Origin of the sequence: Micromonospora sp. DT4 (assembly GCF_049841675.1) — a bacterium.
Taxonomy (GTDB): domain Bacteria; phylum Actinomycetota; class Actinomycetes; order Mycobacteriales; family Micromonosporaceae; genus Micromonospora.
Genome location: NZ_JBNCKT010000033.1, coordinates 34,826 through 50,590, shown reverse-complemented (window position 1 = coordinate 50,590; position 15,765 = coordinate 34,826). Strand labels below are relative to the sequence as shown.

The 15,765-nt window shown below is 67.2% G+C and carries 17 protein-coding genes; 10 read left to right on the top strand and 7 right to left on the bottom strand.

Annotated features, from left to right (window positions below):
• The first annotated feature begins 79 nt into the window (after positions 1–79).
• The 7 genes from pglX (at position 80) to ACLQ24_RS12685 (ending at position 8,679) form a co-directional block, all read left to right on the top strand.
• Positions 80–3,574, top strand: coding sequence for a BREX-2 system adenine-specific DNA-methyltransferase PglX (gene pglX / locus ACLQ24_RS12715; protein WP_425891419.1), 3,495 nt, complete (start codon positions 80–82; stop codon positions 3,572–3,574).
• Between the two features lie 106 nt (positions 3,575–3,680).
• Positions 3,681–3,881 carry a hypothetical protein gene (locus ACLQ24_RS12710; protein ID WP_425891417.1) on the top strand — a complete coding sequence of 67 codons (201 nt, stop codon included), beginning with the start codon at positions 3,681–3,683 and terminating at the stop codon, positions 3,879–3,881.
• A gap of 1 nt (position 3,882) precedes the next feature.
• Entirely contained in the window at positions 3,883–4,422 is a 540-nt protein-coding gene (locus tag ACLQ24_RS12705) for a DUF6879 family protein (protein WP_425891415.1), read from the top strand.
• A 38-nt stretch (positions 4,423–4,460) separates the two neighbouring features.
• Entirely contained in the window at positions 4,461–4,994 is a 534-nt protein-coding gene (locus ACLQ24_RS12700; protein WP_425891413.1) for a GNAT family N-acetyltransferase, read from the top strand.
• The gene (locus ACLQ24_RS12695; protein ID WP_425891411.1) at positions 4,987–7,155 is read left to right on the top strand and encodes an ATP-binding protein; all 2,169 of its coding nucleotides are present in this window, start codon (positions 4,987–4,989) and stop codon (positions 7,153–7,155) included. Before ACLQ24_RS12700 ends, ACLQ24_RS12695 begins: the two co-directional genes overlap by 8 nt.
• Before the next feature lie 55 nt (positions 7,156–7,210).
• A complete protein-coding gene (locus ACLQ24_RS12690) occupies positions 7,211–7,543 on the top strand; it encodes a hypothetical protein (protein ID WP_425891410.1) in 333 nt (110 codons plus the stop codon).
• Between the two features lie 302 nt (positions 7,544–7,845).
• Positions 7,846–8,679: an exonuclease domain-containing protein gene (locus ACLQ24_RS12685; RefSeq protein ID WP_425891408.1), complete on the top strand. Its 834-nt coding sequence runs from the start codon at positions 7,846–7,848 to the stop codon at positions 8,677–8,679.
• Between the two features lie 92 nt (positions 8,680–8,771).
• Here the strand turns inward: ACLQ24_RS12685 and ACLQ24_RS12680 are convergent, their stop codons facing one another.
• From ACLQ24_RS12680 to ACLQ24_RS12650, 7 genes are all read right to left on the bottom strand, one after another.
• A complete protein-coding gene (locus ACLQ24_RS12680; protein WP_425891407.1) occupies positions 8,772–9,419 on the bottom strand; it encodes a hypothetical protein in 648 nt (215 codons plus the stop codon).
• Positions 9,416–10,054, bottom strand: coding sequence for a hypothetical protein (locus tag ACLQ24_RS12675; RefSeq protein ID WP_425891405.1), 639 nt, complete (start codon positions 10,052–10,054; stop codon positions 9,416–9,418). The genes ACLQ24_RS12680 and ACLQ24_RS12675 overlap by 4 nt, the downstream gene beginning before the upstream one ends.
• An 18-nt stretch (positions 10,055–10,072) precedes the next feature.
• Positions 10,073–10,333 carry a hypothetical protein gene (locus ACLQ24_RS12670; protein ID WP_425891403.1) on the bottom strand — a complete coding sequence of 87 codons (261 nt, stop codon included), beginning with the start codon at positions 10,331–10,333 and terminating at the stop codon, positions 10,073–10,075.
• Positions 10,334–10,424: 91 nt separating this feature from the next.
• Entirely contained in the window at positions 10,425–11,135 is a 711-nt protein-coding gene (locus ACLQ24_RS12665) for a hypothetical protein (RefSeq protein WP_425891402.1), read from the bottom strand.
• A gap of 76 nt (positions 11,136–11,211) precedes the next feature.
• A complete protein-coding gene (locus tag ACLQ24_RS12660; RefSeq protein WP_425891400.1) occupies positions 11,212–11,475 on the bottom strand; it encodes a hypothetical protein in 264 nt (87 codons plus the stop codon).
• 340 nt (positions 11,476–11,815) lie between these two features.
• A complete protein-coding gene (locus tag ACLQ24_RS12655; protein WP_425891398.1) occupies positions 11,816–12,022 on the bottom strand; it encodes a DUF397 domain-containing protein in 207 nt (68 codons plus the stop codon).
• Between the two features lie 14 nt (positions 12,023–12,036).
• On the bottom strand, positions 12,037–12,873 hold the full coding sequence (locus ACLQ24_RS12650) for a helix-turn-helix domain-containing protein (RefSeq protein ID WP_425891397.1): 837 nt from the start codon (positions 12,871–12,873) through the stop codon (positions 12,037–12,039).
• A gap of 265 nt (positions 12,874–13,138) precedes the next feature.
• On the opposite strand from ACLQ24_RS12650, the gene ACLQ24_RS12645 reads away from it, so the two are divergent.
• Genes ACLQ24_RS12645 through ACLQ24_RS12635 form a run of 3 tightly spaced genes read left to right on the top strand, consistent with a single transcriptional unit; the run spans position 13,139 to position 15,746 of the window.
• The gene (locus ACLQ24_RS12645) at positions 13,139–13,453 is read left to right on the top strand and encodes a DivIVA domain-containing protein (protein ID WP_425891395.1); all 315 of its coding nucleotides are present in this window, start codon (positions 13,139–13,141) and stop codon (positions 13,451–13,453) included.
• Positions 13,450–13,707, top strand: coding sequence for a hypothetical protein (locus ACLQ24_RS12640; protein ID WP_425891393.1), 258 nt, complete (start codon positions 13,450–13,452; stop codon positions 13,705–13,707). The genes ACLQ24_RS12645 and ACLQ24_RS12640 overlap by 4 nt, the downstream gene beginning before the upstream one ends.
• The gene (locus ACLQ24_RS12635; RefSeq protein ID WP_425891391.1) at positions 13,704–15,746 is read left to right on the top strand and encodes a hypothetical protein; all 2,043 of its coding nucleotides are present in this window, start codon (positions 13,704–13,706) and stop codon (positions 15,744–15,746) included. Before ACLQ24_RS12640 ends, ACLQ24_RS12635 begins: the two co-directional genes overlap by 4 nt.
• Positions 15,747–15,765: the final 19 nt, after the last annotated feature.

The window sequence follows — 15,765 nt, the reverse complement described above, 5'->3', positions numbered from 1 at the left end:
CACCATCGACATCGCCACCATCAAGATCTGGCTCCGCGACCTCGCCCGCGAAACCTGATCCACAAGACACGGCCTAGCGGTGATCGAGCTGAAGGCGTTGCAAGCGCAGGTCAGGACCCTGGTGGACGATCTGCGCCGGCAGGTCGCGGAGGCGCCGGGCCTGCGGGCGGAGCTGCGCCAGGAGTACGCGGCGGCGAAGGACGCCCAGCGGGTCGGCGGCAGCTTTGAAACCTGGCTCGATGACGTGCTCGACCAGGCCGCGGTGGCCTGGGTGCTCGGCTGCGTGTTCGTCCGGTTCTGCGAGGACAACGCGCTCATCGAGAAGCTCTGGATCGGCGGGGCCGATCCGGCCGCGCCGGCCGAACGGGCCGTGCAGCACCGGCAGGCGTACCTGATCGCCAACCCCCGGCACAACGACCGGCACTGGCTGCGGGAGGCGTTCGGCTACCTGGCCGAGCTGAAGGCCACTGGCAAGATCTTCGACAGAAAGCACAACCCGCTGTGGCGGTTCGACATCTCCGGCCCGGCAGCCGAGGAACTGAGCGACTTCTTCCGGCGCGGCGCGGGCGCTGTCTCGCTTCGTCGCGACGACCTGAACACTCGGTTCCTGGGCGACCTCTACCAGGACATGTCGACGCACGCGAAGAAGACGTACGCGCTGTTGCAGACGCCGGAGTTCGTGGAGGAGTTCATCCTCGACCGCACGTTCGAGCCGGCGGTGAAGGAGTTCGGCCTCGCCGCGACCAGCGTCATCGACCCGACCTGCGGCTCCGGCCACTTCCTGCTCGGCGCGTTTCACCGGCTGGTGGGTAAATGGCGGGAGCGGGAGCCGGCCACGGACGTGAAGGTGCTCGCCGAACGGGCCCTCGGCCAGGTGACCGGTGTCGACATCAATGGGTTCGCGGTGGCGATCGCTCGCTTCCGGCTGCTGATCGCCGCGATGAAGGTGTGCGGGCTGACCAAGCTGGAACGCACGCCGGCCTGGCCGATCCGCGTGGCGACCGGCGACTCGCTGCTGCCATGGGGAGCGTTCAGCTCCCGAGCGCAGGGCGATCTACTCGCCGAGATGGAGGGCAAGGAGGTCTTCGCGTACGAGAGCGAGGACGCCGACCTGCTCAAGGACTACCTAGCCGAAAACCAGTACACAATTGTGGTGGGTAACCCGCCCTATATCACCGTCGCGGACAGCGCCCGCAATGGCCTCTACCGCGAGATCTACAAGACCGTCTGTTGCCGGCAATACGCGCTGACCGTACCCTTTGCGAAGCGTTTCTTTGATTTGGCCAAGCGGTCAGACGAGCACGGCGAGGGTGCTGGGCACGTTGGCCAAATCACCGGAAGTTCATTCATGAAGCGCGAGTTCGGTAAGCATCTGATCGAAAAGTACTTTGCCCACGAGGTTGAATTGACGGAGGTGATCGACACCTCCGGTGCCTACATTCCTGGTCATGGCACTCCCACAGTAATCCTAGTTGGTCGGCCCAATAGCCGCCGCCGTTCCGGCACTGTCCGGGCGGTACTCGGTATTCGAGGCGAACCGTCTCAACCTGCGTTCGCCGCCAAAGGTCTAGTATGGACAGCTGTCGTTGAACAAGTCGCTGTTCCAGGTTCCGAGTCGGATTGGGTTACTGTTGCCGACCTGCCCCGTAGGCAGCTAGCCAATTTCCCGTGGAGTCTTGCCGGCGCAGGTGCCATGGACGTCAAAAGATTCATTGAGAAGAACTCGTCAGGCAAGCTTGGTTCGATGGTCGAGGTTATTGGACTTGTAGCCGAAACGCGGGCCGACGACGCTTATCTGATTGGGCGCTCGATGGCTCGCAGGCTGCGGGGCGATACGCAAATTGCGCCGTTCATTACTGGCACTGCAATTAGAGACTACGTGGCAGATGAAGGCGACAGTATTGTATTTCCATACGACGTCAACGGTTCGCCTGTTGCGGGTCGGGCTGGGTTAAGGCTGCTTTGGAGGTATCGACTCCCACTAAAGGCGCGTCGCGCGCTTTCTGGAACTCAGGAGGAGCGCGGCCTGGCCTGGTTTGAATATTCGGATTTCCACCCAGCAAGGTGGGTGGTGCCTATGAAAATATCATTTTCTTTCGTTTCTACACATAACCGGTTCGTGTTTAATCGTGGCGGAGATATTTTCAATCGCGCCGCGCCGGTGATTTTGCTTCCTGAAGGCGCGGCCGAAGATGAATACTTGGGGCTTCTTGGGGCTCTTAACAGCTCGGCTTCCTGCTTCTGGCTCAAACAGGTCTGCCATGACAAGGGTATTCGTGGCCAGGGTGGTGGTTTCACGAGCGATGACTGGGAGCACTTTTATGATTTCACGGGGACTAAGGTAAGTGAATTTCCGCTGCCTTCGGCGTACCCGTTGGGGCGGGCTCGGGAGATTGATCAGCTGGCGCAGCGGCTCGCTAGCTTGAGCCCGGCGGCGGTGGCCGCTTCGGGGGTGCTGAGCCGGCAGCGGCTCGCGGAGGCTGAGACGGAGTACCGCTCGGTGCGGGCGCGGATGATCGCGTTGCAGGAGGAGTTGGACTGGGAGGTCTACCGGCTCTACGGGCTGATAGACGAGGATCTGACCTGCGATAACCCGCCGGAGCTGGCGTTGGGGGAGCGGGCCTTCGAGATCGTGCTGCACACCAGCGGGGCGCAGACCGAGTGGTTCAACCGGCACGGGTCGAAGCCGATCGACCGGCCGCAGACGCACTGGCCAGCGGAGTACCGGTCCCTCGTGGAGCGGCGAATCGCCACCATCGAAGCCAACCGGCACATCGGGCTGATCGAGCGGCCGGAGTGCAAGCGGCGCTGGTCCACCGACGGGTGGGAGAAGATGCAGTCGGCGGCGCTGCGAGAGTGGCTGCTCGATCGGTTGGAGTCCGCGGAGCTGTGGGCGGGGCAGCCGAAGCCCTTGTCGGTGGCGCAGCTCGCCGACCGGGTCAGTGGCGATCAGGATTTCCGGGCGGTGCTGGACCTGTGGGTCGGGCACGACAGCTACGACCTGACTCGCACGCTGGGGCAGTTGCTCGCCGACGAGCATGTGCCGTACCTGCCGGCGCAGCGTTACAAGCCTGCCGGGCTGCGCAAGCGCGCGCAGTGGGAGCGGACCTGGGCGTTGCAGCGTCGGGAGGACGCGGGGGAGAAGGTCACCATCGAGGTGCCGCCGAAGTACGCCTCGGCGGACTTCGCCCGGCCGTCGTATTGGAAGGCACGCGGCAAGCTCGATGTGCCGAAGGAACGGTTCATCTCGTACCCGCAGGCGGGGCGGGACAACGACGGCAGTGAGCTGCTCGGCTGGGCCGGATGGGATCACCTGGCGCAGGCGCAGGCGCTCGCCACCGTCTACCTGGACCGGAAGACTCAGGAGGCGTGGCCGGCGCACCGGTTGCTGCCGCTGCTCGCCGGGCTGGTCGAGATCGAGCCGTGGCTGCACCAGTGGCACTCGGGTTTCGAGCCTGGGTTCCCCGGATCACCGGCCGAGTTCTTCACCGACTTCATCAACGCCGAGCTGGCCCAGCTCAGCTCCGACCGCTCGGCGCTGGCGCTGCTGCGGGGTGTGCCCGAGTTGCCGTGAACTCCGGCAGGCGGCTCGCTGGAAAGTCGTTCAGATGTGGAAGTCTATTGATTCCCCGCATGCGCCTAACTACTATGCGTAGTTGCCGACCTCTGGAGGAGGAACGATGAAGCTTCGCTTTCTGAAGACGTCGAGCAACTCTGGCTCCTGCCCCACCCTCTACGAGACCGACGAGGGCGACATCGTGGTGCAGGGCTACCAGTTGACCGATCCTGAGGCGCTCGCGCAGTTGCGCGACGTGCTGCCCAACGAGACGTTCGTCGTGGTGCCGCGTGAGCTGATGTCCTGGTTCGAGCAGAAGGGCTGAGATGGGGTCGGTCGTCACTGATCCAGACGCCTTCCAGCGCCTGTTCGAGGACTTCCAACATGCGGCCTTCAAGCTGGAGGTTCGCCGGTCATACGGCCTCGCGTCCGAGGACGAGCCATTCCAGACGTTCCTCGGCGGGGGAGATCCGGGCATCGAGTGGCTTCGGTCGTGGCTGGACCTGATGGAAGCGGAGACCTCGAAGGGCAAGAGGGTGGAGCGGGTGCGGGTCATTGACGAACCCCCGAGCGACTATCTGCGTTTCGAGATATCAGTGACGCCACACAATCTGACAGCGGGTGAGGACATCCGATACCTTGCCCGTGCACGCGCGGCTGAGCTGGCGCTGCCGGAGTACGACTTCTGGCTGTTCGACTCGCAGGTCGTTGCCTTCCTGCACTTCACCGACGATGACCGGTTCGTGGGCTTCAGCACCACCGAAGATCCCGCCGAGGTGTTGATGCACTGCCAGTGGCGGGACCGGGCCTGGACGAGAGCCACCCACTTCACGGAGCTCCCCGCGACCGTGACGGCTGCGAGCTGATTGGCGGTTCCGTGTTCTCTGGATGGTCGGGCAGCCTGGTGAGGCTCCGCGCCATCGAGCCCGAGGACGACGGCTACTACCGAGAGTTCGCCGCGGACGTCGTCGGGGCGCGTGCCGTCTACATGGCCGAACCACCGCGTTCGCGGGGACAACTGCGCAAAGATGTAGAACGCCTCAGCCTGTCCGAGGTGAGCGACGACTGCTTCGCTCTCGCCATCGAGCGAATCGACGACACCGGAATGATCGGTGCCATCTCGACTCATCGCACGAACGCGCGCACCGGCACCTTCAGCTACGGCCTCGCGATCAGCGCGGCACACCGCAGGCGGGGGCACGGCACAGCGGCAGCCCGAATCCTGCTGGCGTACATGTTCGCCGAGCGCCGCTACCACAAGTGCCTCGTCGAGATCCACGCCGACAACGCCGCCTCCCTGCGGCTGCATCACAGTCTGGGATTCACCCAGGAAGGACTACTCAGGGAACAGGAGTACCTGGCGGGTCGCCACCACGATGTTGTGCTCATGGGGCTGATCGGCCGTGAATTCCTGTCGGACATACAGCCCCATGACTGACGACAGGGGCCCGGTCGAGAACGACTTTTCCGGCCACAGCGCGGCGGTGGTGCAGGCCGGCCTCATCCAGGGCAACGTGAACCTGCGCACGGTTACGGAGGTGCCGCTGCCGTCGCCGCGGCAGCTGCCGCCCGCTACCAAGGGCTTCATCGACCGTGAGGTGCACATCCGGCAGCTCGACTCCCTGCTCGACGAGGTCGAACTGATCACCGATGAAGCGCAGCTGCCGGTCGTAACCATCTCGACGATCTCCGGCAGTGCCGGGGTCGGCAAGACCGCGCTGGCCGTGCACTGGGCCTATCGGGTTCGGGAACGTTTCCCCGACGGCGACATCTATATCAATTTGCGCGGCTACGATGCTGTGCCGCCGCTGACTCCGCACGAGGCCCTGGACGGGTTTCTCCGCGCCATGGACGTACCCGCCGAGAAGATTCCGCGGGACCTGCACGGTCGCGCCGCGCTCTACCGATCGTTGACCACCGGCCGGAAGATGCTGATCCTCCTCGACAACGCCGCCACCGCCGAGCAGGTGCGACCGCTCCTTCCGGCCTCGCCCAGCTGCATGGTGATCATCACGAGCCGCAGTCGGCTCGCCGGCCTGGCCGTCCGCGATGGTGCCATCCGTGCCGTACTGGACGTGTTGTCGAGCCAGGACGCGACGCGGCTGCTGAGCGTGACGATCGGATCGGAACGCGTGGATCGCGAACGAGTACCAGTAGCTAGGCTGGTCGAACTCTGCTCCCACCTGCCGCTCGCCCTGCGGATCGTCGCCGACCGGGCCTGCCTCGACGACGAAATGCCTCTCACGGAGTTGGTCGAGGAACTTGCGGCTGAGGAGAGCCGGCTTGATGCGCTGACCGTCGAGGACGACGAGCTGTCGGCCGTACGGACTGTCTTCTCTTGGTCGTACAAGGCGCTGAACGCGGAGACGGCGCGGGTCTTCCGGCTGATCGGCATTCACCCCGGAGCGGACATCGCCATGGACGCTGCGGCCAGCCTCACCGGACTCGCACCGCAGTCCGCGCGCCGCCATCTGGAATCACTGGTTGGGCTACACATGTTGGCCCGCACCGGGCCCAACCGATACCGCCTGCACGACCTATTGAAGCTGTACGCCGCGGAGCGGGCGAACCTCGACGAGAACTCCGACGCCGTGCACGCAGCGCGGGAGAGACTGCTGCACTGGTATCTGCATCACACCTATGCGGCCTACCGGGCGATCCTCCCGCAGGGTCGGTCCCTGCCTGGGGTTGACGACCCTCCGAGGCAGTCGCTCGACGAAGCCCTGCGGTGGTGCGAGAAGGAGCGGCTCAACCTTCTCGACGTCATCCGGACCGCGTCCGGGTGGGGTCAGCACCAGTTCGGGTGGCAGCTTGCGCTCGCTGGGATGGCCTTCTTCGAACTGCGCTCCTACTGGAGGGCCTGGGTGGACAGCCACCTCATCGGGCTCCAATGTGCCCGCTACCTGGGCGACCGCCTGGCCGAAGGCTGGCTGCTGCTCAGCCTCGGTGACGCCTGGTGGGATCGGGGGGACCTCGACGAGGCCCTGCGCAGCTACACCGATTCCCTGCAAGCGGCGCGGGACGTCGATGACCTGTGGACTGCCGGCTTCGCTGTGCGTGGCTGCGGGCTGGTCTACGAAGACCGTGAAGAATTCCAGGCAGCCACTCGACACGCGCAGGAGGCACTCGACACCTTCGGCCGGATGGGAGAAAGACGAGGCGCGGGCTTGGCGCTCATGAGCCTCGGCAACGCGCACCGCGGCGCCGGGCGGTTCGCTGAGGCGCTGGCCTCATACCGCGAAGCGATGCAGGTCTTTCAACGTCTGGACAACCGATGGAGTCAGGGGCTGGTTGAGTTTCATCGCGGTCAGACGCTGCTCCGCACAGGTGACCATGAGGAGGCGTTATCCGCGCTGACCTCGGCAGCGGCACTCTTTCGAGAGCTGGGCGACCGTCGGCACGCGGCCCTGGCCCGGTCGTACGAGGGTGAAGCGCACCTCAAGCTGCACGACCGACGTGCCGCTCGGGAGGCCCTCGCCGATGCCCTTCTGACGCTGCTGGAACTCGACGATCCGGTAGCGGTGGACGTGCAGCGACGACTGAAAGATGTCGGCTGGTTAGAGCCTGATGCCGGAGCGAGCCGGGGAGAGCTAGATTGATGATCCGATTCTCGCGGCCATCGCGGTGGCCTTGTCGACCCGGGCCGCAGAGGGCATGGCCGACGCAGGAAAAACGGCGTTTGCCTCGTTGGTGCGCCTTGTTCGCCGCAAGGCCGGGGACCACTCTGGCCTACGGACCTCGATTGAGGCCGAGCCGACGTCACCGACATCCGATGACCGAGCTGTTGCTTTACGGCGAGCACTGGTCGACGCGGCCGCGCAGGATCCGCTCTTTGATCAAGAGGTACGCCGGCGCTGGGAGATCTTCCAGCAGACAACCCTGAGGGCCGACACGGTGACCAACACAGTCTCGGGCCGCGTCGCCGGACCAGTGGTGCAGGCGCGCGACATCTTCGGCGGAGTGAACCTGGCGCCACCTCCGCAATAGCGCCACGAGCCGTAATCCCGGCAAGACGGCGCAGCGTGAGTCGGGGTTGAGGCTATGCCTCATCCGGTACGCGCGCTATCGACCACACGTGGGTCGCGACACCCGGGCTGGTGGCCCGCAGGCCCAGCGTCTCAAACGTCCGTCCGCAAGGGTCAATGATCCGGCCCGAATCGTCGAGGCCGGTGGGGTCACCTACTCGAACTCTATGAACCAAGATCTTCAGGCGTACCGATCAACGCGTAACTCTCTCGCCTGTTTCCTGGGGGAGGTAGCGCGACGAGACCGCCGGGAGACCCCTCATCGTGATCAACAAGTTCGCGGGACGCTGTGGCAAGTGCGGGCAGCGAGTGGCAGCCGGAGCCGGGCAGGCGATCAGGCTCGGCGGCCGCTGGAATTCGTACCACCACGATTGTGTGCCGATCCAGGCGGCGCCGCCGGTGGGGAATCACCGTGGGTGGCACGACATGCCTGTCGTCGGCTTCGACATCGAGGGCACCGACGGCGAGCCCCAGGACACGCGGATCGTGTCCGCGGCCTTGGTCTACGCCGACGGTACGACCATGACCTGGCTGATCGATCCGGGGGTGCCGATTCCGGCGGACGCCATCGCGATCCACGGCATCACCGACGAGATGGTGCGCGACGCTGGGGCGGCACCCCGTGAAGCGCTGGCCGAGCTGAGCACCGAGATCGCCAAGCTGATCGTGGATGGCACACCGCTCGTCGCCTTCTGCGCTCACTACGACGTCACGGCGCTCCACACCGAGTTGGCCCGGCACGGCCTGCCGGCGATGGAATGGGAGCGAGCCAGCATCATCGATCCGTCGATCCTGCACCGGGAGGTCGAGCCCGACTGGTCCGGTGGCTGGCGGCTGGGCGACCTCTGTAGGTACTACGAGGTCGAGTTGACGACCGCCCATGACGCCGCGAGCGATGCGCGGGCGGCTGCCGAGATGGCGGTTTCGATCGCGGCCCGCCATGCACGGATCGCCGGCACGCGGCCCGACGATCTCCACCGGGCACAGGTCACCTGGTACGCAGAGCAGAAGCGAGAGCTGCAGGCCTACTACGACAGGCAGGGGCGGGACGAGCAGGTGAGCCTGGCATGGCCGCTGGAGACCAAGCGACGCCGGTAAGCGTCGAGCTTCGAGCGCCCAGCGGCGACACTGCTGCAAGTGCGCCGGCAGCGAGCGGACCAGTCACCCGCGCGGCCTCCGGGCCGCGCGGGTCAAATGCCTATCCGGTACGCCTCGACGCCGTCACGGCAGCGGCGGAGGGCCACCGTGCAGTCCTGGATGTGGCCGCGGGCCTCCGTCAGTTGGCCATTGGTCGCACCGACAACCGCTGGTCGTCCGCCCGCAAGCACCGCACTGAGAGCATTGTGGGTCGCCCACATCTTGCGGTGCAGTTCGTCAAGCCGCCTCGACGCCAGACTGAGCTGCGCGACGACCCGATCGAGCCCGCCGACGACCTGCCCGACGAGGCTGGCGGCGGCGTTGCCGCTCGATACGGGGGCGGCCGCACGAACTGATCTGCCGGTGCTGCCGGTGTGCCGCCAGCTTCGTCTGGCAGTGAATCCGGGTGCGACACGGGACTCCTGCTGCTCGCGGCGCTCGCGCAAATGGTCGAGGCTCGCCGCGATGACGCCCTTGCCGATGCTGCCGATCGTGCTGCCGACGATCGCGCCGGTGATCACCGATGCAGACGGTGGGAGACCCCAGCGGCTACTGATCAGGCCGACGAGAGCGCCGAGCGCTGCGCTTGCCTGTTGCAGGAGCGTGCCCCCGCCCTCTTTGGCTGTCTCGAACCCCACCCGCCGCGCGAACGAGCGCTCTGGTCGCTCACCGGCTCGATAATGACGCCGACGCCAGCTCATCTGGGAACGGTGTCCAGGAAGCCGCAGCTCGTCGAGATCATGAGTGGCAGGTTGACGGCCACCTCGCGGGCAATGCCTCCCGGTGTCAGGCCGAGGGGCTCCTCACCTTCCTCCAGTTCCTCTCGGTCAGCCCGCGCGTAATAGTCGCAGGCGTCCCAGAGACTGTTGCTCTGGAACGAGAAGGACCAGAGGCCGTAAACGCTGTTCGGCAGCGCGAGGATGGGTTGGTTGGCGAGGCCGACACGGTGCAGGTGGGGCTCGTCGGGGGTCGATCCGAGGCCCTGGCCGAGGGGGAGCAGTTTGTGGCGGCGGAACACTGGTTCGAGGTCGCCGTCGGTGTCGAACTCGACGAGGAGGCCTCGCCCGATCAGGTCGTCGACGAGTTGGGCGGCATCCGGTTCGGGGCGGGGGGCCGTCTCCAAGAGCCGGATCAGGGACTCTCGATTGACCTCCAGCTTGGCGTGGCGCTCCGCATCCACGAAGGAGGCTGCCCAGACAGCGGCCTCGGTTTCAGTCAGCTCGACCAGGTCGTCGCCGAGGTGGATTTCGTAGCACTCCGGGGTGGGGTCCGCCGGCCGGACGTAGCGGTATCGAGGACCCATCGACAGGCCAGCCGGAATGATGACGCGAGACATGGGCTCTCCCCTTCTTCCTCAGATGCCGGCGGTATAGCGCGCCACCATGTTCGCGGTGTCCGAAGCAAGATCGGATGCAGTGTTGAGCTTCGTCCTGATCTCTTTCAGGCTGCTGATCGCGGCAGCGATCTGCGGATCTCCGGTGCCACTGGTGACCGACATGAGCAGAGCGAGGTCCTGTTCCAGCTGGGCGCGCACGGCCTGAATTTCTGCCACCTGCTCCTTCGTCGCGACAGCGAACCGGTTGACCCCGGCTTTGATCTCCTCGATCGACGCCACGGCAGCCCTCCCCGTCGATGCAGGCTCATCCGCAGCGACCGTACCCGACCGCGTACGCTGCGTCAGTCCCCATTCATCGATGGGCTTATTGCTACAAGGACACGATGGTGACGTGGTAGTTGCCGGGGCCGACTGACCTGTCGAGGGTGCGGACGATCCGCTCGGGGTTGTCGTGGGGGCCTTGCTGGAAGTAGGGCTTGCCGTTCAGGCCGAACGTGATCCGGCTCGGCGGTTCCCACGTTCCGAGGTAAGGCGCGGCGCTGTAGAAGTCACGATGCGGGTCGAAGCCGAGGCTGTGGGCGTAATCGACGGCACCGAAGGTCAGGTGTCGGGCAAGCTCGATCGGTGCCTCGATCGGCCCGGAGTCGTAGGCCTGGAAGTAGTCGTCCACGAAGTAGGGCCACGCGGCCGCTTCCGTGGTGGTCGGCGGCAGCGCGTTCTTGACGCCGAGGCAGTAGGTGTCGACCAGGAACCCGCAGATGGTCACGGCGTCGCCGTCGGCGCGGGCGACCACGAGGCTGACCAGGCCGGCTCCCATCGCCATCTTGGGCAGCTTCTTGTCGTCGATCCAGTCGGCGGGCCGCTGCGCGATGGTCAGGCCGTTGCTCCACTGGCGGCTGATCCAACAACCCACGAGCGGCAGCTCAGAGGGGTGGACGCGTTTCGGCCGCGCAGCGGCGACGCCCCGTACGAGGTTGGTGGCCACGGCACGGGTGATGCCAAGCTCCCGGGCGATCTGCTTGGGCGTCCGGCCCGCAGCCCGGAGTGCCTGCGCTTGCGTCGTCAGCTCGTTCGATTCCACCGGGCAGATTTTGGTGCCGCCCCGACAGAGCGTCAAACCCGCCACGCCGTTGCCAGTGTGCCGCCGATGCTCACGGTCAGCCCAGCACGCTCATGTACTGCTGTGCGGCTTGGCTGCTGCCCTGCAAGGTGGTCGCGGCCTCGATCAGCCGCTGCTTGCTCTGCTCAGCGCGGGCGATGGCCTCGGCGAGCGTCGGGTGGCCGGTGCCGGCGGCCACTGCGCGCAGCCGGACCAGCACCTGCTCGGTGCTCTCGATGGCGGCCCGGATCTGGTTGGTCGTCGTGTTGCTCTGGTCGGCTGCCTGAGCGAGCGCGGCCTTCACTTGCTCGATGCTGGACATGCCGTCCTCCCGGTCGACTGCGTGCGCTCCATGGACGTACGTTCCGTGGAGGGACGAACACTAACCGAAACCAGGAGGCGTCGGCAGCCCCGTCAATGTCATCCCCACAACTCCATGATCGACGGATCAGGGGGAGTGGAGGGCGGCGGATGAGGGCCGGAGCTGAGCAGGGGTGGGAGGGGTCCCGACGAGCGTGATGACACACGGGCATCAATATGCCTCAGAGTCATCACGCTCAAAGTCATCATGCCGAGGCGGTCTGCTGGCCGAGTTGGCGTCGCTGTCTGGGCAAACGCCTCGAGGGGATGCCGACAGGCGGCATCCCCTCGAGAAATTGGCGTCAGTTGCCGAACGTCTCCTGCTTGACGTTGGCGACGAAGGCCGACCACGCGGTCGGGTCGAACGTCAGCACCGGGCCGGCCGGGTCCTTGCTGTCACGGAGCCCGACGGCCCCGGGAAGGTTGTCGGCAACCTCGACGCAGTCGCCGGAGCCGTTGCTGCGGGTGCTCTTCCGCCAGGTCACGCGGGCCACGTGGGTCTCTTCCATCGCGCGCCGTCCTCTCATCGCTCGTCGATCACCCCCTGGATCAGGTCGCGCGACTCGCGAGCGCTGGCCGCCGTGGCGACCAGGTGATCGAAGGTGCGGCTGTATTCCCTGACCTGTTGGCCTTCGAGGTAGAGGCTACCCGCGCGGGTCTCGATGTAGACCACCCCGGGGTCGGCCGGCTCAGGAAACGCGAGCACGCTGAACGCGCTGCTCATCGAGCCGTATTCGCCGGCACCGAAGGTCAGGATCTGGACGGTGTTGCCGGGTCGCCCCGCGTCGTCGATCAGTCGGCGCAACTGCGCCTTGAATGCCTCCGCTCCACCGATCGGTCGTCGTAGCGCCGCCTCGTCCAAAACCACCCACAGCTTCGGTGGGTTGTCGCTCGCCTGTCGGCGCATCCGCAGCTCGACCCGGCGATCGACCTCCTCATTGGGGGCGTCCGGGTGTTCGGCCTGGATCACGGCGCGGGCATAGTCGGCGGTCTGGAGTAGACCCGGGATCAGTTGCGGCTGGAAGGCGCGGATTTCGGATGCTTCGGCCTCCAACCCGACGTAGACCTCGAACCAGTCCGGCAGCACGTCGTCGTACGCCTGCCACCAGCCGCGCTTACGGGCGTCCCGAGCGACCTGAGCGAGTGCGTCGACCTCCTCGCCCTCGACCCCATAGAGCTCAAGGAGGCCGCGGGCGACCGGTGGCAGCACGGAGACCTGGGCATTCTCGATGCGGCTGAGCGCCGACTTCGAGATGCCGATTTCCTTCGCCGCCTGGTCGGCGGTCATCCCGGTCTGCTCACGCAGGCGGCGGAGGGCTGCGGCGAGGCGCCGTCGACGGACGGTCGGGCTTCCAGTCATGTCGACCAGTGTGGACTGAGCGAACGCGACACGCAATGACCTAATTCCCAATCGGGAGTTGCGTAAAGGGACTAGAGCGTTGCACGATGAGTGAGGTTCCGGGTCGCCTGGGTGACCGTTTCTGGGCGTGCGGCCAGGAAGCGCCCTGCTGTCGTACTGCTGGTCGTGGCTGCGGTGGCAGGTGCCGGGGTGGGTCCGTCGGTGCCGACGGATCGGCGGGCCCATCCGTTTACAGGTCTATCTCGACGGTGAGAGGCAGGTCGTCATGCGCGTCTTCTTCCGGCATACCGGGCGTCGGCAGCGGTCGGTCCACGGGCCGACCAGCTACCGGTCTGCGGCCTACCACCCGTTGCGGCCGTGGCAGGTACGCGAGAAGCAGTTTCGCCCGACCCCGCTCGGTCGGCGCGGCGTCGAGCCCGGTGAGGTGCAGGAATTCCTCGATCGGGTCGCCGGTGACCTGGCGGTCGTCTATGACGCGCTCGCACAGAGCCGTCGGGAGACCGAGCGGGTCAAGGAAGCGCTGCGCCAGTGGCAGTCGGCGCAGGCGCACGCCCGCAACGAGCGAAGCCAGAGCCGATGAGCGATCGCTGGGTCATCCATCTGCCCGTGGTCGCCGGTGACCTGCCGTCCGCCCAGCGGCTCGCCCGCGTGGTCGCGCACTGGGCGCACGTCCTGCCGCAGCTCGACCCGGCGGGCACCACCGTGTCGGCCGAGGACGACCAGAACGTACGCCACTGGGTCTTCTGCGACCGCAAGCTGCCCGAGGGCCGGCGCTGCCTGCTGCGGGCCGACCACGACGGTGCCTGCTCCCGGCGGGCGGTGCGACGGCGATGACCGGCGTACCCGTGATCACCTGCCCGGACTGTGGCGGGCTCGCCTTCGAGGTCCAGCGGTGTCACTGCACCAGCGGTGGCGACCGGCTGCTCGTCGAGTGGGACGCCCAGGCGGATGAGCCCTACGCCGACTGCCAACTCTGCGGCGGCGACGGCAGCGTCGCGGTGCCCTGTCGGGACTGCGCCCAAAGCGGGCGGCGGCGGGCGGAGTTGGTGCTGACCGTGGTCAACCTCGACACTGGGCTCGCCGCGTCCCGGCGGTTGCGGGCCGGCGGACTCCCGCCGCAGCGCGATGCGGACGGCAGGTGGCAGGTGCCGTTGGCGCCGATCGTGTGGGAGTTGGCCGGCGGCGTAGGTGCCCGCAGCCTGCGCGACCGCTGGCAGCTCGACGGCGAACTCCGACATTCGACGCTCTGGTTGCCCCGGGGGTGGCGACCCGACCTGCCCGCCACGCAGCGGCACGCCATCGAGGCCGAGGTGCTGGCCGGGTACGACAGCGACCCGTGGCGAGTCTTCGTCGGGCGGTCCACCGACAAGCCGCCGATGCCAGACCCGGGGCGTCACCTGGGTCAGCTCTGCGCGCTGGCCGACCTGCTGCACCTGGACCTGGTATTGGAGGTCCGTCGGTGCTACGGCGAGGCCACCTGGGACGTCCGCTACGAGTTGCCCGGCGGGGAAGTGCCGATCGAAGCTCAGGCGAGGGGTGTGGACCTGCCCGCCGCCGTCACCGCCACCACGGTCAACGCCGCGATGCGTCGGCTCGACGAGCGGGGGCGCAGTGTGCCCGCGTACACCGTGCGGCCGGTCTCCGGCGAGCCGGCCGGGCCGGTGGCGACGGACCTTGACCTGGTGGAACGCCGGCTTCTGTCCGATTTCTCCATGGACGTGCCCGGCGCGCAGGCGATCTGGCGCAACGGCCGGTGGTGGCACACCCGGCTGCGCGAGGGCGGTGGCGTCGAGATGCTGCACGAACGGAACACCGGTCAGGTCTCCCGGCGCGAGGTGACCACGCTGCTGCGGGCCTGGGAACCACCCGACCCGGCCTGGTGGGGCGAGCCGGTCGACTGGCACGAATGCCCCGACTGCCGGCCGGACAGCCGGCTGCGCCGCTGCTACTGCCGGGTCGGCTCCGCGGCTGCCGACCCGGACTGCATCCACTGCGTCGGCACCGGGATGGCGCCCTCGGCGCTGAACTGCCACACCTGCCTGGACAGCCGCCGGATCTACTCGGCGTTGACAGTCACCGTCACCGACCTGTCCCACGCCGTGCACGCACTGTGGCGTCCAGCCGCCGGCGAGCCGGCGACGCTGGTCGCCACCCAACCCGGCGGCAAGCCCGTCTACCAGCTGCGCGACCACTACCGGGTCGCGCGTCTCGCGGCCATCTTCGGGGTACGCCCACCGGACCTCACCCCCGTCGGCGACGTGCTGGGCCACGGGCTCGACCAGAACCTCTGCGACGGCACCGTCACCGTTGACGGCCCGGGGATGGACCCGGCCGGCTGCTACGTCTCCTCGGCCGCGCGGGGACGCTCCGGTGCCCGGCTGATCGTGCTGGCCCGGGTGCCGGACGCCCCACCGCTTGCCGATTTGATCCGGTTGGCTCTCGGCCTCGATCTGGCCCTGGCGGTCAGCGTCTGCGACTACCGGCTCAACGAGGCAGACCCGCTGCTCGTGCACGGCGACTGGTGGGGGGTGCAGATCGTCCGCGCCGACACACCCGTCGAGTCGGATCCGGCGCTGTCGAGGTCCCTGGAAGCGGCCATCGCCGGCTGTCTCGAATACCTGGAGAACGCCCTACTCGCCGCCGTACCCCGGGACCCGGAGCAGCCGGTGCCCGCACCCGGGCTCGCCGACCCGCCGGTCGTCGCCGACCCGACGGTGCTGCTCAGCCGGCTCGGGCAGCACTACGCCGGCCAGGTCATCACCGCCCGCCTCACGCGGACTGGGTGTCAGCTCTGGTTGGCCGAGCGGGACGGTGTCCGCCCGCTCGCCCGAGCCGCCACGGTCGCGGACGCGGTCGCCGCCCTGCGCCTGTGACGCGTTCGCCTCGTCCGGG

Excerpts from the sequence above, each read along its gene's own strand:
- ACLQ24_RS12640 (WP_425891393.1), top strand. The coding sequence starts at position 13,450 with ATGAGCGATCGCTGGGTCATCCATCTGCCCGTGGTCGCCGGTGACCTG.
- ACLQ24_RS12695 (WP_425891411.1), top strand. The coding sequence starts at position 4,987 with ATGACTGACGACAGGGGCCCGGTCGAGAACGACTTTTCCGGCCACAGC.
- ACLQ24_RS12705 (WP_425891415.1), top strand. The coding sequence starts at position 3,883 with ATGGGGTCGGTCGTCACTGATCCAGACGCCTTCCAGCGCCTGTTCGAG.
- ACLQ24_RS12645 (WP_425891395.1), top strand. The coding sequence starts at position 13,139 with ATGCGCGTCTTCTTCCGGCATACCGGGCGTCGGCAGCGGTCGGTCCAC.
- ACLQ24_RS12650 (WP_425891397.1), bottom strand. The coding sequence starts at position 12,873 with ATGACTGGAAGCCCGACCGTCCGTCGACGGCGCCTCGCCGCAGCCCTC.
- ACLQ24_RS12635 (WP_425891391.1), top strand. The coding sequence starts at position 13,704 with ATGACCGGCGTACCCGTGATCACCTGCCCGGACTGTGGCGGGCTCGCC.
- ACLQ24_RS12660 (WP_425891400.1), bottom strand. The coding sequence starts at position 11,475 with ATGTCCAGCATCGAGCAAGTGAAGGCCGCGCTCGCTCAGGCAGCCGAC.
- ACLQ24_RS12675 (WP_425891405.1), bottom strand. The coding sequence starts at position 10,054 with ATGTCTCGCGTCATCATTCCGGCTGGCCTGTCGATGGGTCCTCGATAC.
- ACLQ24_RS12710 (WP_425891417.1), top strand. The coding sequence starts at position 3,681 with ATGAAGCTTCGCTTTCTGAAGACGTCGAGCAACTCTGGCTCCTGCCCC.
- ACLQ24_RS12655 (WP_425891398.1), bottom strand. The coding sequence starts at position 12,022 with ATGGAAGAGACCCACGTGGCCCGCGTGACCTGGCGGAAGAGCACCCGC.
- ACLQ24_RS12690 (WP_425891410.1), top strand. The coding sequence starts at position 7,211 with ATGGCCGACGCAGGAAAAACGGCGTTTGCCTCGTTGGTGCGCCTTGTT.
- ACLQ24_RS12680 (WP_425891407.1), bottom strand. The coding sequence starts at position 9,419 with ATGAGCTGGCGTCGGCGTCATTATCGAGCCGGTGAGCGACCAGAGCGC.